Source organism: Rhodanobacter sp. KK11 (genome assembly GCF_033345435.1).
Taxonomy (GTDB): domain Bacteria; phylum Pseudomonadota; class Gammaproteobacteria; order Xanthomonadales; family Rhodanobacteraceae; genus Rhodanobacter.
In genome coordinates, this window is sequence record NZ_JAWPMI010000005.1 from 65,088 (window position 1) to 84,742 (window position 19,655).

Annotated in this window: 16 protein-coding genes; 8 read left to right on the forward strand and 8 right to left on the reverse strand. The window is 68.7% G+C overall.

What is annotated here, in order from left to right; translation table 11 throughout:
* Positions 1-115: 115 nt before the first annotated feature.
* The 3 genes from R5H19_RS13835 to sucC all read right to left on the reverse strand — a co-directional run bounded on the left by R5H19_RS13835 (position 116) and on the right by sucC (position 4,163).
* Positions 116-1,747: an NAD+ synthase gene (locus R5H19_RS13835; protein ID WP_318159610.1), complete on the reverse strand. Its 1,632-nt coding sequence runs from the start codon at positions 1,745-1,747 to the stop codon at positions 116-118.
* 74 nt (positions 1,748-1,821) lie between these two features.
* Entirely contained in the window at positions 1,822-2,694 is an 873-nt protein-coding gene (gene sucD, locus R5H19_RS13840) for a succinate--CoA ligase subunit alpha (RefSeq protein WP_318159611.1), read from the reverse strand.
* Positions 2,695-2,708: 14 nt separating this feature from the next.
* The gene (gene sucC, locus R5H19_RS13845; protein ID WP_318159612.1) at positions 2,709-4,163 is read right to left on the reverse strand and encodes an ADP-forming succinate--CoA ligase subunit beta; all 1,455 of its coding nucleotides are present in this window, start codon (positions 4,161-4,163) and stop codon (positions 2,709-2,711) included.
* 17 nt (positions 4,164-4,180) lie between these two features.
* On the opposite strand from sucC, the gene R5H19_RS13850 reads away from it, so the two are divergent.
* Positions 4,181-5,830, forward strand: coding sequence for a HAMP domain-containing sensor histidine kinase (locus R5H19_RS13850; RefSeq protein ID WP_318159613.1), 1,650 nt, complete (start codon positions 4,181-4,183; stop codon positions 5,828-5,830).
* A gap of 112 nt (positions 5,831-5,942) precedes the next feature.
* Here R5H19_RS13850 and R5H19_RS13855 read toward each other — a convergent pair whose 3' ends face one another.
* Entirely contained in the window at positions 5,943-6,311 is a 369-nt protein-coding gene (locus tag R5H19_RS13855; protein ID WP_318160192.1) for a substrate-binding domain-containing protein, read from the reverse strand.
* Between R5H19_RS13855 and R5H19_RS13860 the strand changes: the two genes are divergently transcribed.
* From R5H19_RS13860 to R5H19_RS13870, 3 genes are all read left to right on the forward strand, one after another.
* A complete protein-coding gene (locus tag R5H19_RS13860; protein ID WP_318160193.1) occupies positions 6,212-6,490 on the forward strand; it encodes a hypothetical protein in 279 nt (92 codons plus the stop codon). The genes R5H19_RS13855 and R5H19_RS13860 overlap by 100 nt on opposite strands.
* On the forward strand, positions 6,388-6,954 hold the full coding sequence (locus tag R5H19_RS13865) for a glycosyl hydrolase family 65 protein (RefSeq protein WP_318159614.1): 567 nt from the start codon (positions 6,388-6,390) through the stop codon (positions 6,952-6,954). The genes R5H19_RS13860 and R5H19_RS13865 overlap by 103 nt, the downstream gene beginning before the upstream one ends.
* Positions 6,955-7,095: 141 nt before the next feature.
* Entirely contained in the window at positions 7,096-8,451 is a 1,356-nt protein-coding gene (locus R5H19_RS13870) for a sigma-54 dependent transcriptional regulator (RefSeq protein ID WP_318159615.1), read from the forward strand.
* Positions 8,452-8,589: 138 nt separating this feature from the next.
* On the opposite strand, the gene R5H19_RS13875 is transcribed toward R5H19_RS13870, so the two are convergent.
* The 4 genes from R5H19_RS13875 to R5H19_RS13890 form a co-directional block, all read right to left on the reverse strand.
* Positions 8,590-10,134: a response regulator gene (locus R5H19_RS13875; protein WP_318159616.1), complete on the reverse strand. Its 1,545-nt coding sequence runs from the start codon at positions 10,132-10,134 to the stop codon at positions 8,590-8,592.
* 101 nt (positions 10,135-10,235) lie between these two features.
* Complete coding sequence (locus R5H19_RS13880; protein ID WP_318159617.1) at positions 10,236-10,682, reverse strand: response regulator; 447 nt, start codon at positions 10,680-10,682, stop codon at positions 10,236-10,238.
* A gap of 9 nt (positions 10,683-10,691) precedes the next feature.
* Complete coding sequence (locus tag R5H19_RS13885) at positions 10,692-12,473, reverse strand: ATP-binding protein (protein WP_318159618.1); 1,782 nt, start codon at positions 12,471-12,473, stop codon at positions 10,692-10,694.
* Positions 12,474-12,566: 93 nt separating this feature from the next.
* A complete protein-coding gene (locus tag R5H19_RS13890) occupies positions 12,567-14,858 on the reverse strand; it encodes a GH92 family glycosyl hydrolase (RefSeq protein ID WP_318160194.1) in 2,292 nt (763 codons plus the stop codon).
* A gap of 193 nt (positions 14,859-15,051) precedes the next feature.
* Between R5H19_RS13890 and R5H19_RS13895 the strand changes: the two genes are divergently transcribed.
* The 4 genes from R5H19_RS13895 (at position 15,052) to R5H19_RS13910 (ending at position 19,645) form a co-directional block, all read left to right on the forward strand.
* Complete coding sequence (locus tag R5H19_RS13895; RefSeq protein WP_318159619.1) at positions 15,052-16,104, forward strand: LacI family DNA-binding transcriptional regulator; 1,053 nt, start codon at positions 15,052-15,054, stop codon at positions 16,102-16,104.
* 94 nt (positions 16,105-16,198) lie between these two features.
* On the forward strand, positions 16,199-17,455 hold the full coding sequence (gene fucP / locus R5H19_RS13900) for an L-fucose:H+ symporter permease (protein WP_318160195.1): 1,257 nt from the start codon (positions 16,199-16,201) through the stop codon (positions 17,453-17,455).
* A 1-nt stretch (position 17,456) separates the two neighbouring features.
* Positions 17,457-18,437 carry a carbohydrate kinase gene (locus R5H19_RS13905; protein ID WP_318159621.1) on the forward strand — a complete coding sequence of 327 codons (981 nt, stop codon included), beginning with the start codon at positions 17,457-17,459 and terminating at the stop codon, positions 18,435-18,437.
* On the forward strand, positions 18,434-19,645 hold the full coding sequence (locus R5H19_RS13910; RefSeq protein WP_318159622.1) for an AGE family epimerase/isomerase: 1,212 nt from the start codon (positions 18,434-18,436) through the stop codon (positions 19,643-19,645). The genes R5H19_RS13905 and R5H19_RS13910 overlap by 4 nt, the downstream gene beginning before the upstream one ends.
* The last annotated feature ends 10 nt before the right edge of the window (positions 19,646-19,655 follow it).

Consider the following 19,655-nt stretch of genomic DNA (forward strand, 5'->3'; position numbering starts at 1 on the left):
AGCCCCGCACCCTCACCCTCCCACAGGGATTCCCTTCGGTCGCCAGAGGGAGAGGGGGTAAATGTGCCGTGCGGGTTCGGCTTCGTTAAATCACGATGACCCTTCGCTTCGAGGGTCAATGCCAACCGGAAGTAATCGGATAGCGCCGCTCGCGGCCGAACGCACGGGTGGTCACCCGCGGTCCCGGCGCCGATTGCCGGCGCTTGAACTCGTTCAGCAGCACCAGCCGCACCACCCGGCGCACCACGTCGGCCGCAAAGCCCTGCGCCACGATCTCCGCCTGCGACTGCTCGCGCTCGATGAAGCGTTCGAGGATCGCGTCCAGCTCGTCGTACGGCGGCAGCGAATCCTGGTCGGTCTGGTTGTCGCGCAGTTCGGCCGAGGGCGGCCGCTCGATCACCTCGGCCGGAATCACGTCGCCCTCGCCGGCCTGCGCGGCCCGCGCATTGCGCCAGCGCGACAAGCGGTACACCACGGTCTTGTAGACGTCCTTCAATGGCGCGTAGGCGCCGCACATGTCGCCATACAAGGTGGCGTAGCCGACCGCCATCTCGCTCTTGTTGCCGGTCGCCAGCAGCAATCGGCCGTGCTTGTTGGACAACGCCATCAGCATCGTGCCGCGGATGCGCGACTGCAGGTTTTCCTCGGTGGTGTCGGCCGCCTTGCCGGCGAACGCCGGAGTCAGCGCCGCGATGAACGACTGGTAGGTCGGCTCGATGCCGATCACGTGGTAGTCCACGCCCAGTCGTTCGGCCTGGGCACGCGCGCCGTCCAGCGACAGCGGCGAGGTATAGCGGGTGGGCATCATCACCGCGGTGACCCGCTGCGCGCCCAGCGCATCGACCGCCAACGCCAGGGTCAGCGCGGAGTCGATGCCGCCGGACAGGCCCAGCAGCACGCCACCGAAGCCGTTCTTGTCGATGTAGTCGCGGGTGCCGCGCACCAGCGCGGCATACAGCGTCGCCTCCGGCGAGCGGTCGGCGGGAGCCGGCCAGTCCTGCGCCGACCAGGTGCGCATGGCCGGATCGAACTCGGCCCACAGCAGCGCGTCGACGAAGGCCGGCGCGCGCGCGGCGATCGAGCCGTCGCCGTTCACCAGCATGGAGCTGCCGTCGTAGACCACCTCGTCCTGGCCGCCGACCAGGTTGAGGTAGGCAAGTGCGCAGCCGGTTTCGCGCGCCCGCGCCTGCAGCACGGCTTCGCGCTCGACCTGCTTGCTTCCGTCCCACGGCGAGGCGTTGATCACTACCAGCAGCTCCGCACCGGCCGCCGCGGCCTGCGCCGCCGGCTCCGGCTGCCATACGTCCTCGCAGATCAGCAGGCCGACGTTGACGCCGTCGACCACGGCGGTGGTCGTGGCATGGCCGGGGCGGAAATAGCGCTTGTCGTCGAACACGCCGTAGTTCGGCAACGCCTGCTTGTGCGCCGTGCATTCCACCCGGCCGTCCCGCAGCAGGCTGGCCGCGTTGAACACCTCGCCCTCGCTGTGCGGGTGGCCGACCAGGGCGGCGATGCCGTCGGTCGCCGCCGCCAGCGCGGCCAGTTCGCCGGCGCAGGCGGCCAGGAAGCTCGGCCGCAACAGCAGGTCCTCCGGCGGGTACCCGGAAAGAGTCAGCTCGGGAAATGCCACCAGCGCGGCGCCGCCGCGGCGCGCCTGCACGATCAGCTCACCCGCCTTCGCGGCATTGCCCGCCACCGCGCCGACCGGGAAATCGAATTGGGCCAGCGCCACGCGCAGCTTTGCCATGAACCAGGACTCCAGGAACGACGAAGGCCGCGACGAATCGCGGCCTTCGCATTTTACGGTACGGCGGTGCCGACTTACTTCATCAGTCCGGCGAGTGTCTTGCCGAGGTCGGCCGGCGACTTCACCGTGGTGACGCCGGCCTTTTCCAGCGCGGCGAACTTCGCCGCGGCGGTGCCCTTGCCGCCGGAGATGATCGCGCCGGCATGGCCCATACGCTTGCCGGCCGGGGCCGAGGCGCCGGCGATGAACGACACCACCGGCTTGGTCACGTACTCGCCGATGAACTCGGCGGCGTCTTCCTCGGCGCTGCCGCCGATCTCGCCGACCATGATGATGCCTTCGGTCTGCGGGTCGTCCTGGAACAGCTTGAGGCAGTCGATGAAGCTGAGGCCGTTAATCGGGTCGCCGCCGATGCCGATCACCGTGCTCTGGCCGAGGCCTTCGTTGGTGGTCTGGAACACCGCTTCATAGGTCAGCGTGCCGGAGCGCGAGACCACGCCGACCTTGCCCTTCTGGTGGATGTGGCCGGGCATGATGCCGATCTTGCATTCGCCGGGGGTGATGATGCCGGGGCAGTTCGGCCCGATCAGCACGATTTCCGGATGCTGTTGCAGCACGTTCTTCACGCGCAGCATGTCCAGCACCGGGATGCCTTCGGTGATCGCCACGATGACCTTGATGCCGGCGTCGATCGCTTCGAGGATCGAGTCAGCCGCGAACGGCGGCGGCACGAAGATCACCGACGCGTCGGCGCCGGTTTCCAGCACGGCTTCATCGACCGAGTTGAAGACCGGCAGGCCGATGTGCTCGGAACCGCCCTTGCCCGGGGTGACGCCGCCGACGATCTGCGTGCCGTAGTCGAGGCACTGCTGCGCATGGAAGGTGCCCTGCTGGCCGGTGAAACCCTGCACCAGCACCTTGGTGTTCTTGTTGACGAGTACGCTCATGTTTCGATTGCTCCTCAGGCCTTGGCCGCAGCCACGGCTTTTTGCGCCGCGTCGTTGAGATCGTCCGCCGGCGTGATCGCCAGACCGGAGTTGGCCAGCAGTTCGCGGCCCAGCTCGACATTGGTGCCCTGCAGACGCACCACCACGGGAATCTTCAGGCCCACTTCCTTCACTGCGGCGATGATGCCCTCGGCGATCAGGTCGCAGCGCACGATGCCGCCGAAGATGTTGACCAGGATGCACTTCACCTTGTCCGAGGAGAGGATCAGCTTGAACGCCTCGGTCACGCGCTCCTTGGTGGCGCCGCCGCCCACGTCGAGGAAGTTGGCCGGCTCGCCGCCCGCCAGCTTGATCACGTCCATGGTGGCCATGGCCAGGCCGGCACCGTTGACCATGCAGCCGATCGAGCCGTCCATGGTCACGTAGTTGAGGTTGTTCTGCACCGCGGCCGCCTCGGCGGCGTCTTCCTGGGTCAGGTCGCGCATGGCGACCAGCTCGGGGTGGCGGAAGTCGGCGTTGTCGTCGGAGTTGACCTTGCCGTCCAGCGCGGCCAGGTTGCCGTCCTCGAGGATCGCCAGCGGGTTCAGCTCGACCAGCGACAGGTCCTTCTCGTTGAACAGCTTGTACAGGCCCAGCATGATCCTGGTCAGCTGGTTGACCTGCTTGGCGTTGAGGTCCATCGCGAAGCCGAGCTGGCGGCACTGGTACGGCTGCAGGCCCTCGACGAAATCGACCACGACGGTGTGGATATCTTCCGGCGTCTCCCTCGCCACCTGCTCGATGTCCACGCCGCCGTGCTTGGAGGCGATGAAGGACACGGCCCTGGAATCGCGGTCCACCAGCACCGACAGGTACAGCTCCTTGGCGATGTTGGTGGCGTCGGTCACCAGCACCAGGTTCACCGGCAGCGCGCGGCCGGCCGACTGGTAGGTTTCCATGCGGGTGCCGAGCATGCCCTTGGCGGCGGCGTGGACGTCGTCCAGGCTGCGGCAGAACTTCACGCCGCCGGCCTTGCCGCGGCCGCCTGCGTGGATCTGCGCCTTGACCATCCACTGGTTGCCGCCCAGCGCCTTGGCGGCGTCGACGGCGGCGTCGGGGGAACTGGCGATCTTGCCCGGCGGCACGGCGATGCCGTACTGCGCGAACAGTTCTTTGGCCTGGTATTCGTGGAAATTCATTCGATACCTCGAGCGAACGGAGAAACGATGGCGGCCGCACGCGTGACATCGGCGTGGGTCAGGAGAGTCGGACGGCGGATGGACGCGCTGCCGGGGGTGCAGTGCGCCTGCCGGATGGAACCGGCAAAACCGCGCAATACGGCCGCCTATTTTCGCGGAAGCGGGCGCGGATGGAAAGGGCCGCCGGCGCGGACCGCCCGCAGAGACCGCGCTTCCACGTGTTTTCGCCCACTTACAGCGCCAATCAGCCCGTCTATACTCGCCCCGACCCTCGGAAATGCGCCGATCCATCCAGCACGGGCCACACGATGTCCAGCACAGCACCCCTGAACGCCCAGCGCGCGGGCACGGCGACGGTCCGCCACGAGCTGACCTTCCTCAACGTGTTCCGGCTGGTGCAGGCGCTGGTCTATGCCGGCTTGGCGTTCAGCCCGCCGGGCCTGGGCTGGCCCGCACTGGCCATTCCCGACTTCGCCCGCGCCGTGACCACGCTGTACCTGGTGTTTGCACTGGTCGCGCTGCTGTTCAACCGGCGCAGCATGCCGTACGCCCGCACGATGGTGGCGGCGACCCTGGCGGTGGACATCACGGCCGCCGTGCTGGCGATCATCGCCATGCACGACGCACGCATCGGCATCGCCATGATGCTGGCGGTGAACCTCAGCGCCGGCGCGCTGATCCTGCCGCTGCGGCTGTCCAGCTTCTTTGCCGCGCTGGCCACGCTGGGCATGCTCGGCCATACCCTGTTCGGCGCCTCCGCCGGCAGCACGGGCGACCGCGGCCTGCTGGAAGCGGCACTGTTCGGCCTGGCCTACTTCGCCACCACCACGCTGTGCCACGTGCTGGGCCGGCAACTGCGCGCCACCGAGGCGCTGGCCGAGCAGCGCAGCACCGACCTGGCCAACCTGGCCCAGGTCAACGAGCTGATCATCCGCCGCATGAAGACCGGCGTGCTGCTGGTCGACGACGCCAATCGCATCCACCAGATCAACGAATCGGCGTGGATGCTGCTGGGCAACCCCGGCGCCGACCAGCGCGACCTGGGCCAGCTGGCGCCGGAGCTGTCGCGCCGGCTGTACCACTGGATGACCTCGGGCAAGCTGGACGAAACCGCCACCCAGCTCGCCGACGGCGTGCCCGAGGTGGTGCCGCGCTTCACCCGGCTGGCGCCGAACGACGATTCGCACGTGCTGATCTTCCTCGACGACACCTCGCTGCTGTCGCGCCGCGCCGAGGAACTCACGCTGACCTCGCTGGGCCGGCTGTCCGCCTCGATCGCCCACGAGATCCGCAACCCGCTGGCGGCGATCCGCTACTCGGCGCAGCTGCTGGCCGAGTCGCGCAGCATGGACGCCACCGACCAGCGCATGGTCGAGATCATCAACAACCACTGCATCCGGCTCAACGAGATCATCGAGAACATCCTGCAGCTGTCGCGGCGCGAGCGCTCGCGCCCGGAGACGCTGGACCTGGGCCACTGGGCACAGGCCTTCGTCGAGGAATACCGCCAGGGCAACGACCTGGGCGCCGATTCGCTGCGTGCGATCGCCGGCAGCGGCGCCCCGGTGGCGGCGGTGGCCGACCCGCAGCAGTTGCAGCAGGTGGTGTGGAACCTGGTGCAGAACGCGCTGCGCTACGGCCGCCTGCCCGGCGAACCGGCACGGGTGATGGTGGTGACCCGGCAGGGCGAGCACGGCGTGCCGATCCTGGAGGTGATCGACCGCGGTCCCGGTATCGCGCCGAAGGTGGCCGCGCAGATCTTCGAGCCGTTCTACACCACCCATGAATACGGCACCGGCCTGGGCCTGTACCTGGCCCGCCAGATGAGCGACGCCAACCAGGCCTCGCTGGAATACGTGCGCGTGGCCGGCGGCGGCAGTTGCTTCCGGCTGGTGCTGACGCCGCCGGCGCGTGGCCCGGCCGACGCCGCCGAGACCACCGAGGCCGCCACGCGCTGAAGCGGCGAAGCCGCCGTCAGGTCGAGCGCACGATCAGGCTGACCGGCAGGCATTCCGAGCTGGCCGGCTCGCCCTTGATCAGCGCCAGCAGCATGCCGCCTTCCTGCCAGTCCTACCGCACCGAACTCAGCGGCGGCAGGAAGCTCGCGCCGAGCGGCATGTCGTCGTAGCCCACCACCGACACGTCGGCCGGCACCGAGCGCCCCGGATCCAGCGTGGCGCGGATCGCGCCCATCGCCAGCAGACGCTGGTCACCCTGCCGTGCACCCGGACCTGTACTACCTGCTCTCCAACACCACGACGGGCACCGCCTGGCCGATGGGCGCCTGCGCGCTGACCCCGGGCTACGCCGGCCACGCGTTCTGGGACAGCGATTCGTGGGTGTTTCCCGCGCTGCTCCTGCTGCACCCGGAGCGCGCCAAGCCGATCGTGATGTTCCACGCGCGCACGATGCAGCCGGCGCGCGAGCGGGCGAAACAATACGGCGCGAAAGGCACGATGTACCCGTGGGAGGCCGATCCGGAAACCGGCGTCGACGGGCCGCGATTGCCGCGAAGATGTACATCCCGTTCGACGACGCCAACCAGCGCCACCTCGACTTCGACGTCTCGGTGCCGCACGACAAGATCACCTGGATGGGCTCGTCGCTGGCCTGGCTGATGTACCCGAACATGGACCTGCCGATGTCGATGCAGGTGCGCCGCAACGACTTCGCGTTCCAGCTGCACGAGCTGAAGGTGCATGGCGACGACCCGAACGAGATGATGATGGTGATGCTCGCCGTGGGCGCCGCCGAGCTGGGTGACGGCAAGGCCGCGGGCGAATGGATCCAGCGCAACCTGGTCGGCTTCCTGAAGCCGCCGTTCAACGTGCGCACCGAGACCGTCGCCAACAACGCCGGCTACCTGCTGGCCAGCTCGGCCGGCTTCGTGCAGAGCTTCGTCTACGGCCTCAGCGGCCTGCGCATCGAGGACGACGGCCTGGTCGAGGCGTACGCGCCGGTGCTGCCGCCGGCGTGGCACTCGCTGACGCTGCAGGACATCACGTTCCGCGGCAGGCACTACGACATCCGCATCGACCGCGGTGCCGACGGCAGGCCGCGGCTGCTCCGCGAGCCGCGCTGAAACCGCCGCTGGCCTGCCCGGATCGCGCCTGCCACATGCTGCCGCATCGGGTTGCGAGGGGCTACCCGCAACACCGGTAGTCTTTGCCCCGCGGGGCGGGGCCGAGTATTCTGTGAGGCACCGTTTGCCACGCGCCGTGCCATGAACCCACAGACCGTTCTGGTCATTGATGACGAACGCGACATCCGCGAGCTGCTGACCATCACGCTGGGGCGGATGGATCTGCAGGTCGACGCCGTCGGCACCGTAGCCGAGGCGCGCCGTGCATTGGCCGAACGCGGCTACGACCTGTGCTTCACCGACATGCGGCTGCCCGACGGCACCGGCCACGAAATCATCGAGCTGATCGCCGCGGAACACCCCGACATGCCGGTGGCGATGATCACCGCCTACGGCAACGTCGACGCCGCGGTGAACGCACTGAAGGCCGGCGCCTTCGATTTCGTCTCCAAGCCGGTCGACATCCAGATGCTGCGCGGACTGGTGCGTACCGCGCTGCGCCTGGCCGAAGAGCGGCGCAACGGCGGCGCCGCGGCGAAAACCGGCGACTCCGGCGATCGCCTGATCGGCGACTCCGCGGCGATGCAGCAGGTGCGCGCCACCATCGGCAAGCTGGCGCGCAACCAGGCGCCGGTCTACATCGCCGGCGAATCCGGCGTGGGCAAGGAGCTGGTGGCACGGCTGATCCACGAGCAGGGCCCGCGCGCCAGCGGCCCGTTCGTGCCGGTCAACTGCGGTGCGATCCCGTCCGAGCTGATGGAAAGCGAATTCTTCGGGCACCGCAAGGGCAGCTTCACCGGCGCCAGCGTGGACAAGGAAGGCCTGTTCCAGGCCGCCCAGGGCGGCACGCTGTTCCTCGACGAGGTGGCCGAACTGCCGCTGCACATGCAGGTGAAGCTGCTGCGCGCGATCCAGGAAAAGGCGGTGCGCCCGATCGGCGGCCGCGACGAGATCCCGGTCGACGTGCGCATCCTCTCGGCCACCCACAAGAACCTCGGCCAGCTGGTCGAGCAGGGCCAGTTTCGCCAGGACCTGTTCTACCGCATCAACGTGATCGAACTGCGCGTGCCGCAACTGTCCGCGTTCATCCTCAAGGCGCTGGCCGGCAAGAGCGGCGAGGAGGTGGGGCGGCTGTCGCCGGCCGCGCTGGAGGCGCTGGAGGCCTACGACTTCCCCGGCAACGTGCGCGAGCTGGAAAACATCCTCGAACGCGCGATGGCGATGTGCGACGGCAGCACCATCGAGGCCGCCGACCTGATGCTGCCGCAGCGCAGCGCGCGATCCAACCAGGAAGCGGCGGCGCCGGGCCAGCAGCCGCAGCCGCCGGCCACCGCCAGCGCCGACGGCGGCCTCGACGACTACATCAGCAACCTCGAGCGCACCGCCATCGTCAAGGCGCTGGAGGAATCGCGCTACAACAAGACCGCGGCGGCCCGAAAGCTCGGCATCACCTTCCGCGCGTTGCGCTACAAGCTGAAGAAGCTCGGCATCGACTGAGCCCGCCTTCCACCCTGCCACCCAACTTGCTCACACTGACGGGTCGCCCCGTCGGCGAAACGGTGGTGGTGCTCCGCGGGGCCGGATCGAAGCAATACGCCGACATCCCTGTGCTCGCGGCCGTCGTATCCGCGCAGCTCACGCGCCAGCCGCGTCACCGGCCGTGTCCAGCGCCTTGCGCAGGGCGCGCAGCAGCACCTGGGTGGTGACCGGCTTGTCGATCACGTAGAGGTGTTCCAGCGAAGGGAGTTCGTGCAGATCCGGCGTGGCGCCGGGGCGCGCCAGCAGGATCACCGCGCCGCTGTAGCCGTGCTCGACCAGCGCGGCCAGCGTGCGCACGCCGGGGAACAGGCTCATGTCCGCGTCCAGCACCACCAGGTCGGGCAGGCCGGCGGCCTCGATCCATTGCAGCGCAGCGGTGCCGCTCTGGCTGGCGTGGGCCTGGTAGCCCCAGGCGTCCAGCGTGTCGGCCAGCAGCGACAGCTGGCCGGCCTCTTCCACCACCACCAGCACGCGCTCGGCGGCGCCTTCGAGGTTGTCCTGGCCGTCGGCCTGGGCGCTGTCGGCGGTCGGCTCCTCCAGCGGGAAGTACAGGTCGAAACGGCTGCCGTGGCCCGGCTGGCTGTCCACCCGCATCACGCCGCCATGGCTGCCGACGATCCGCTTGCACGACAGCAGACCGAGCCCGGTGCCGTTTTCCTTGGTGGTGAAGAACGGCTCGAATATCTGATCGAGCACGGCCTGGTCCATGCCGGGGCCATCGTCGATCACGCTGATGCACAGGTAACGGCCCGGCCGCGGCTGCTCCCCCGGCAGGAAGAAATCCGCCGGCAAGGTCGTCTGGGCGGCCTCGACACGCAGGTGGCCACCGTCCGACATCGCCTGGATCGCATTCAGGCACAGGTTCAACAGACATTGCTGCAGCTCGGTGTGGTTGCCCCCGAACGACAGTTCCGGGTCGTCGATGGCCAGTTCCATCGTCACCGTGTGCGGCACGCTGCCCTGCATCAGCAGGTCGAACGCGCTGAACAGCGCGCCCAGCCGCACCTGTTCCGCGCGACGTGCGCCGCTGGCGAACGACAGCATCGAGTGCACCATCTCCAGGCCGCGCTTGCCGCAATCGCGCACCAGCTTGCCCAGCCGCGCCAGGCGCGGATCGTCCTGGTAATCCTGCAGGCTGTCGCCGGCCAGCAGCAGCGGCTGCAACAGGTTGCGCAGATCGTGGCTGAGGCCTCCGGCGAGCATCGCCAGGCTCTCGAAACGCTGCGCGCGGATCAGTTCCGCCTCGGAACGACGGCTGGCCCGGCGCGCCTCGGCCTCGCTCAGCGCGCGGCGCACCGCACTGGCCAGCCGGGCCGGGTTCTGCTTCAGGATGTAGTCGGTGGCGCCGTTGCGCAGCGCCTCGATCGCCGCCTCCTCGCCGAGCGTGGCGGAGACGAAGATGAACGGCAGATACTCGTCGCGCTGGCGCAGCAGCTCGAGCGCGTGCTGGCCGGAGAACCCCGGCATGCTGAGGTCCGACAGCACGATGTGCGGCCTGAATTCGTCCAGTGCGGCGAGGAAGCTCGACTCGTCGTCGACCAGGCGCACCTCGTAGCAGAGATTGTCGGCGTCAAGCTCGGCCAGCACCAGCTCGGCATCGAGTTGGCTGTCCTCGACCTGCAGCACCCGGATCGTCGGCATCGCCCGATTTTGCCCGTTTGGCATATGGCTCCCTGTTGCCCCGTCCGTACCGGTGCCCGCATACCGTCCGTCGGTCGGCGCGGGTACCGTGTCCCATTCGCTCATTCGTGTTCTGGCGCCTGGTTGAGCACCGCCCAGAACTGCCCCAGCGTGCGCACGGCCTCGAAGAACTGGTCCACGTCGACCGGCTTGATCACATAGGCGTTGGCGCCGAGATCCCAGCTGCGCGCCAGGTCGCTCTCCTCGCGCGAGGACGACAGGATCACCACCGGGATGCGCCGCAGCCGCTCATCGGCGCGCATCGCGGTCAGCACGTCCAGCCCGCTCATGCGCGGCATCTTGATGTCCAGCAGCACCACCGCCGGATCACCCGGCTCGCGCGAGGCCCAGGCGCCGGTGCAGCGCAGGTAGTCCATGCACTCCACGCCGTCCTCCACGTGCACCACCGGGTTGGCCAGGTGGGCCTCGCCGAGCGCGTCGATCGCCATCTCGGCGTCGGCCAGGCTGTCTTCGACCAGCAGGATGGTGCGCAGGTCTTTGTTGTTCATGCTTCACTCTCAGGTGCGGGTACCGGCCGCGTCGGTGGCCGGCAGCGAGAAATGGAAGTGGGCGCCGTGCCCCGGCTCGGCCTCGGCCCAGACCCGGCCGCCGTGGCGTGCCACGATCCGCCGCACGTTGGCCAGCCCGATACCGTTGCCCGGAAATTCCGAAGCGCGGTGCAGGCGCTGGAACACGCCGAACAGCTTGTCCGCATACTGCATGTCGAACCCCGCGCCGTTGTCGCTTACCGTGAATTCGTAGTCGCCGTTGCGGCCCTGTCGCACGCTCACCGCGATACGCGCCACCTCGCAATGCCCGGTGTACTTCACCGCGTTGCCGAGCAGGTTCTGCCATACCGTGCGCAGCATGTTCTCATCGCCGATCACCATCGGCAACGGCGCGATGGCCCACACGATACGCCGATCCGATACGCCCGATTCGGCCAGCGCGCGAGCCTCGTCGACCAGCGACTGCATGTCCACCGCCTGCAACCGCAGCGCACCACGGCCGAGCCGCGAGAACACCAGCAGGTCGTCGATCAGCACCGCCATGCGCTGCGCCGAACCGGCGATCACCTCGATGTAGTGGGCGGACTTCTCGTCGACCTGGTCGCCCAGGTGTTGTTCCAGCTTGCGCGCGAACCCGGCGATATGGCGCAGCGGCGCGCGCAGGTCGTGCGACACCGAATAACTGAACGCCTCCAGCTCGCGGTTGACGTCGGAAATCTGCGTGACCTTGCCTTCCAGCTGGCGGTTGAGCTCGTTCACTTTCTGCTCGGCCAGCGCGCGCGTGGTGACGTCGCTGACCGTCAGCAACAGCGCCGGCGTGCCGCCATCGTGTTGCTGCAGACGACGCGCGTTGATCACCACGTGCCGGTCGACACCGTCGACGGTACGCTGGACCAACTCGTGGTCCCACAATTCGCGGTCACGCAGCAGCACGTCGTTCAGGCGCTGCAGCAGCACGCTGTCGTTCCAGGCGCCTTCGCCGATCTGCACCAGCGGCTGGGAGCGCTGCCCCGGGTCCATCCCGTAAAGCTCGCTGAAGGCGTTGTTCACCAGCAGGCTGTTCAGGTTCTCGTCGAACAGCGCGATCGGTTCGCGCACCGCCTGGAAGATCAGCTGGGTACGCAGCACCGCACGGCCTTCGCGGGTCTCGGCCAGCTGGCGTCGGCCGATCTGCCGCTCGGAAGCGATCACGATGATGGTCAGCAGCAGGAGCTGCGCCATCGCGGTGATCGACAGCACGATGCGCCCGCTGAGGGATTGTCGTGCGACCGCCGCCTGGCGTTGCTGCAGCAGGCCGCCCTCGATCTGCACGATGCCGGTGATCTGCGCATCCATCCCGAACAGGTCGTCGGCGTCGCGCAGCGACTGCCGGGCGCCGTCCGGGTTGCCCTGCCGCAGCCGGTCCAGCGCCTGCTTCATCAGGGTGATCCGGCCGTTGACGTTGCTGGCCAGCGAGCCTATCAGGGCCTGCTGGTCGGGATTGTCGCGCGTCATGTCGCGCAGTTGCCGCAGCAACGGCGGCATTTCCTTGCCGACCCGCTCGGCGCGCGCGCGGGTGGCCTCGTCCACGTCGCCCGCCAGCAGCCGATAGGTGGCCGCCTCGCTGTCGTGCAAGACGTAGGCGACCCGGTAGGCCAGCGACTTCACCTCGGTCGAGCGGACCACCCACTCGGTGGCCCGCTCGGTGTCGCGCGTCCATTGCAGCGTGACGACATACGGCAGACCGACGATGATCAGCATCGCCAGCAGCAGGCCGGCGGTACGCCAGCGAATGACGCTTCCGGTTTTCATGCCGCTCGCCGCATCGGCAGACCCACGATGGAGGGTTCCCGCCGCATTCTGGCATGTTTTATCCGCGCCTAGCCCGGATCGCGCGGGCGCCGATCATCCACCGTAATGGCTCATCGCGGCCGCCCGGTCGGCTGCCGCACGGCCCCACTCCCGGTTCGGTTCGGCCTGCATGGTGAAATGCAGCTCGCCGCCGGCCACGATTTCGCCGTGGCGCAGGTACGTGCGCTGTAGCGGCTTGCCGTTCAAGGTCACCGCGCCAACGTAGGGATGGGCGTCGTCCAGCGGCGCGGCGCTGACCGTGAACGTGCGGCCGTTGGCGAGATGGATCGCCGCTTTCGCCACGAACGGCCGGCCGATCGCGTACTCGTCGCTGGCCGGCGTCACCGGATAGAAGCCCAGCGCGGTGAACACGTACCAGGCCGACATCTGGCCGAGGTCGTCGTTGCCGCTGAGGCCGTCGGGGCGCGGCGCGTACTGGCTGTCCATGATCTGTTTCAGCCTGGCTTGCGTCTTCCACGGCGCGCCGGCGTAGTCGTACAGGTAGGCGATGTGGTGGCTGGGCTCGTTGCCGTGCGCGTACCAGCCGATCAGGCCGGTGATGTCCTCGACGTGCTTGAAGTGCGACGGGTCGACCTTCGCCTCGAACAAGGCATCGAGTTTCGCGACAAACTTCGCGTCCCCGCCCATCGCGCCGATCAGCCCGGCCACGTCCTGCGGCACGTACCACGAGTACTGCCACGCGTTGCCTTCGGTGTAGTCGCTGCCGTAGCCGGCGGCCTCCGGATCGAACGGCTCGCGGAACGCGCCGTCGGCGAGCCGGGCGCGCATGAAACCGGTTTTCGGATCCCAGGCATGACGCCAGTTCGCCGCCCGCTTGCGGAAGGTGGCGGCGATGTCGGTCTTGCCCATCGCCTTCGCCATCTGCGCCAGCGACCAGTCGTCGTAGGCGTATTCCAGCGTCTTGGAGGCGCCCTCGGGTTCCTTGTCGATCGGCACGTAGCCGAGCTTCATGTAGTCGGCCAGGTCGCCGTACGGCGCATAGGTGGCGCTGGCCACCATCGCCTGCAATGCCTTGTCCGCATCGAAGCCGCGCACGCCCTTGACGTACGCGTCGGCAATCACCGGCACCGCGTGGTAGCCGATCATGCACCAGGTCTCCAGCCCCTGGTACGCCCACACCGGCAGGATGCCGAACGGGCTGGCCTCGCGCGCGGCGATCAGCGAGCGGATGAAATCGGTGCTGCGCGCGGGGTTGAGCAGCACCATCAGCGGCTGTTGCGCGCGGTAGACGTCCCACAGCGACCAGGTGGAATAGAAATCGAAGCCGTCGGCGCGGTGCACCGCGTGGTCGGGGCCGCGGTAATCGCCGTTGACGTCCATGCTCAGCGTGGGCGACAGCATGGCGTGGTACAGCGCGGTGTAGAACTGGGTCTTCACCGTCGCCGGCGCGTCCACGTCGATCACCGCCAGCGCCTGGTTCCAGGCGGCGGTCGCTGCGGCGCGGCGGGCATCGAAATCCCAGCCCGCGCCGTCCTTGTCCAGATTGGCGATCGCATTCGCCTCGCTCACCGGCGAGATCGCCACCTTCACCTCCAGCGGCTGCTTCAGCTTGCCGAAGTCGAACACGCCGACCAGCGCGCGGCCGTCCTGCGCATCGCGGTCCTCGGCCTGGTGGCCCGGCCCCTTGAAGCCCTTGTAGGTGATGTCGGTCTCGCGGTTGTACAGCTCGCGCGAGGTCATCGGCTGCGAAAAGCGCATGGCGAAGCACAGCTCGCGCCCCGGCGCCCAACCGCGGGTGGTGCGGCAACCGGTGACGGTGCCGTCCGCGTGCACGCGCAGGCTGGCCCACAGCACCTTGCCAGGGTAGTCGTAGATGCTCGGGCGCAAGTCCAGCAGCAGATGCGCCGGACTGCCGACCGGGAAGGTGTAGCGGTGCCAGCCGACCCGGCGGCCGGCGGTAAGCTCGGCGCGCACGCCGTAGTCGTCCAGGGTCACCGCGTAGTAGCCGGCCTGCACCACCTCGCTGTCGTGCGAGAAGCGCGAGCGGTAGCCGCTGCCTGGCCTGGCCGGATCGCCCGGCTCCAGCCGCACGTCGCCGGCGATCGGCATCACCAGCACGTCGCCCAGGTCCGAATGGCCGGAACCGGAGAAGTGGGTGTGCGAGAAACCCAGGATGCTGCCGTCGCCGTACTGGTAGCCGGCGGCCCACTGGTAGGCATGCTTGAAATCCGGCATCGCGGTGTCCGGCGACAGCTGGATCATGCCGAACGGCACCGTGGCGCCGGGAAAGGTGTGGCCGTCGCCACCGCTGCCGATGCGCGGGTCGACTGCGGCGGCGTGGCCGACTGCACGGGTGCCGGCGCGGGCACCGGCCGGTGTCGCCATGGCGATGCCGAACGCGGCACCGAACAGGCAGGAAAGCACGCCACGCAAGCGGAGGGTCATCTCGATCTCGCCTTGTTTGGAACGATCCAAAGCCGCACGCTAGCACTCGTTGTCAGTCGAGGCATGCTGCGTCGCGACGTGCTTGATGGCGGCGACAAGCTACATTTGGATCGTTCCAATCTGGTGAAACCGCATGTCGAGCCAACCCCCGGTCGGGCGCAGGGCGACCTTGAACGACATCGCCGCCGGCTGCGGCATGTCCCGCGCCACGGTGTCGCTGGTACTGCGCGGGAGTCCGCTGGTGAACAAGCTCACGCGCGCCCGGGTCGAGGAGGAACTGCGCCGGCAGGGCTACGTCTACAACCGCGCCGCGGCAAACCTGCGCCGACGCACCTCGACCAGCATCGCGCTGGTGCTGAATGACCTGGCCAACCCGTTCTTCGCCGAATTCGCCGCCGGCGTGGACGAGGCGCTGGCCGCCGCCGGTTTCGTCACCCTGCTCGGCTGCACCGGCGAATCGCCGGCACGCGAGCGGGCGGTGCTCGGCTCGTTGCTGGAACACGACCCGGCCGGGATCATCCTGTCGCCGGCCGAGCACAGCCGCGCCGCAGACGTGTTGGCCACGATCGGGCGGCGCGCACCGCTGCTGCTGTTCAACCGCGAACTGGGCGGCGCGCTGCCCGAAGCCGCGCACTGGGACCGGCTGATGCTGGACAACCGGCACGGCGCCCGCCTGGCCACCGAGCACCTGCTCGAGCGCGGCCACCGGCACATCGCGTTCTTCGGCGGCCATCACGACTCCAGCTCGTGCCGGCAGCGCCACGCCGGCTACGTCGAGGCGATGCGCGCGGCCGGGCTGCGCACCGAACCGTACTGGCGCATCGAATGCGCGCCGACCCGGCTGGACGCCGCCCGCCACGCGCCCGCCCTGTTCGCCGGTGCGCTCGCCCCGACCGCGGCGGTCTGCTACAACGACGCGGTCGCGCTGGGCCTGATGCTCGGGCTCCACCAGCGCGGACTGCGCCCCGGCCACGATTTCGCATTGACCGGCTTCGACGACATCGCCGAGGCGGCACTCGGCATGCCGCCGCTGACCACCTTGTCGGTCGCGCCGCGCGAGCGCGGTGCCCAGGCGGCGCAACTGGTACTGCAGCGCCTGCAGCAGCCACAGGCCGCCAGCCGCCAGATCGTGGCGCCGGTACGACTGATCGTCCGCGAAAGCAGCTGCCCACCACCCATCGCCTGACCACACCTACCGGGGAATCCACATGGCCTTCGCCCAAGCTCCGTCACCAACGTCTGGCTCGCCCGCCCATGGCGAGCGCTACACCGACTATCCGATGGCGATGGGCGTGCTCACCACCATCTTCTTCATGTGGGGCTTCCTGACCTGCCTCAACGACATCCTGATCCCGCACCTGAAGTCGATCTTCCAGCTCAATTACGCCCAGGCGATCCTGGTGCAGTTCACCTTCTTCGGCGCGTACTTCCTGATGGCGCTGCCGGCTGGCCGGTTGATCGCCGCGCTCGGCTACAAGAAAGGCATTGTGGCCGGACTGGCGATCGCCGGCGTCGGCGCGCTCGGCTTCTGGCCGGCGGCCAGCCTGCACCTCTACCCGGCGTTCCTCGGCGCGCTGTTCGTGCTGGCCACCGGCATCACCGTGCTGCAGGTGGCGGCCAACCCGTACGTGGCGCTGCTCGGTCCGGAAAAGACCAGTTCCAGCCGGCTGACCCTGGCGCAGGCGCTGAACTCGCTGGGCACCACGCTGGCGCCGTGGTTCGGCGGCCTGCTGATCCTGTCCAACGTGGTGAAGACTCCGGACGAGCTGGCCGCGCTGGAACCGGCGCAACGCCTGCTCTACGACACCCAGCAGGCGCAGGCGGTGCAGTTCCCGTACATCGGGCTGGCCGTGGTGCTGTTCCTGCTGGCGATCTTCGTGTGGCTGTTCCGCCTGCCGGCGCTGACCGAGGCCACCGACAAGGGCGATCACGCGCGTCACGGTTTCGCCGAGGTGCTGCGCCATCCGCACGTGCTGTTCGGCGTGCTCGGCATCTTCTTCTACGTCGGCGCCGAGGTTTCGATCGGCAGCTTCATGGTCAACTACCTGTCGATGCCGGAGATCGGCCACATCAGCGAGCAGCAGGCCGCGCACTACGTGTCGTGGTACTGGGGCGGCGCGATGGTCGGCCGCTTCGCCGGTTCGGCCCTGATGGCGAAGTTCTCGCCACGCCGGCTGCTGGCCCTGTTCGCCGCGATCAACGCACTGCTGGTGCTGACCACCATGCTGAGCAGCGGCGGCCTGGCGATGTACAGCATCATCGCGATCGGCCTGTTCAACTCGATCATGTTCCCCACCATCTTCGCGCTCGGCATCGAGCGGCTCGGGCCGATGACCAGCAAGGCGTCCAGCCTGCTGATCATGGCGATCGTGGGCGGCGCGATCCTGCCCTTCGTGCAGGGTGTGTTCGCCGATCACATCGGCCTGCAGCACGCATTCTTCCTGCCGCTGCTGTGCTACCTGTACATCGTGTTCTACGGTTTGCGCGGCTCGCGCATCCGCAGTCTCCCGGCGCCGGACGCCAGCGGGAACTCCTGAGGTGGCCGCACGACCCATCCTGTGTTTCGGCGAGGCGCTGATCGACCTGCATGCCGACGGCCTCGACCCGCGCGGCTTTGCCGCGCGCTTCACGCCGTTCGCCGGCGGCGCACCGGCCAACGTGGCGGTCGCCGCCGCGCGGCTCGGCGGGCACGCGCGCTTCGCCGGCATGCTCTCGCATGATCGCTTCGGCGACTTCCTGCTCGACAGCCTGCGCCAGGCCGGCGTCGGCACCGATGACATCGTGCGCGCCGACAAGGCGAACAGCGCGCTGGCCTTCGTCACCCTGGACGAACACGGCGAACGCAGCTTCAGTTTCTACCGCCACAACACCGCCGACCTGCTGTTCCGGCCGGCCGACTTCCGCGCCGACACCTTCCGCGACGTCGCCGTGTTCCACGTCTGCTCGAACAGCATGACCGACCCGGCGCTCGCCGCTACCACCCGCGAAGGCATGCAGCGCGCGCATGGCGTCGGCGCGCTGGTCAGCTTCGATCTCAACCTGCGCCCTGCGCTGTGGCCGGCCGATGTCGATCCGCACCCGCTGCTGTGGCCGGCGTTGCACCTCGCCGACGTGGTGAAGCTGAGCGCCGAGGAATTCGCCTGGCTGGCGCCGGACGGCGAGCAGGCCGCGCTGGACCGGCTGTGGCGGGGCCGTGCGCGGCTGGCGGTGGTGACCGACGGCGCCAGGCCGCTGCGCTGGTTCCATCCCGACGCCGAAGGCGAGCTGCCCGGCTACGCGGTCGAGGTGGTCGATTCCACCGCCGCCGGCGACGCCTTCATGGGTGGCCTGCTGTGCTGCCTGGCCGAGCTGGAAGCCACCCCGGACCGGCTCGACCGCCTGGTCGCCGCGATGCCGCGCCTGCACGCGACGCTGCGCTTCGCCGCCGCCTGCGGCGCGCTCACCGTCACCCGCCAGGGCTCGTTCGCCGCGATGCCGCGCGGCGACGAAGTGCTGGCCTTCATGGAACAACAGGCATGAACAACGCCCCCGACTTCCGCTCCGCCGCTTTCCTGCGCGAGCATATCGCGCAGACGATGGCGTTCTACCACCCGCGCGCGATCGACCCGGACGGCGGTTTCTTCCACTACTTCCGCGACGACGGCACGGTCTACGAGCGCAGCCACCGGCACCTGGTCAGCAGCACCCGTTTCGTCTTCAACTACGCGATGGCGGCGGTCGAGTTCGCCAACCATGAATACCTCGACGCCGCCCGCCACGGCCTGCGCTACCTGCGCGAAGCGCACCGCGATCCGTACACCGGCGGCTACGCCTGGACGATCCGCGACGGGCAGCCGGAAGACCGCACCAACCATGCCTACGGCGTGGCTTTCGTATTGCTCGCCTACGCCACCGCGCGCAAGGCCGGCATCGACGAGGCCGCCGCATGGATGGACGAAACCTGGAGCCTGCTGGAGGAGCGCTTCTGGGACGCCGACGCCGGGTTGTACCGCGACGAAGCCGATGCGAACTGGCACTTCAGCGACTACCGCGGCCAGAACGCGAACATGCACATGTGCGAAGCGATGCTGGCCGCCTGGCAGGCCAGCAACGAACCGCATTATCTCGAGCGTGCGTACACCCTCGCCGACCACATGACCCGCCGCCAGGCCGCGCTGGCGGGCGGACTGGTGTGGGAGCACTACGACCGCGACTGGGCCATCGACTGGAACTACCACCGTGACGACCCGAAGCACCTGTTCCGCCCGTGGGGTTTCCAGCCCGGCCACCAGACCGAGTGGGCCAAGCTGCTGCTGATCATGGAACCGCTGCTGCGCGCACGCGGCTACGACGAGGACTGGCTGCTGCCCACCGCACGGCAATTGTTCGACACCGCGCTGGCGCGCGCCTGGGACCGCGAGTACGGCGGCATCTGCTACGGCTTCGCGCCGGACGGCCGCGTCTGCGACGACGACAAGTACTTCTGGGTGCAAGCCGAATCGCTAACCGCCGCCGCGCTGCTGCACGCGCGCACCGGCCTGGCCGAGTATGACGACTGGTACGCGAAGCTGTGGGCGTACGCGTGGCAGCATTTCGTCGACCACCGACACGGTGCGTGGTACCGCATCCTTACCCGCGACAACCGCAAATACAGCGACGAGAAAAGCCCAGCCGGCAAGACCGACTACCACACCATGGGCGCCTGCCACGAAGTGCTGGCGCTGCTGCGCGCCGGCGGCCGGCCATGATCCTCCCTCT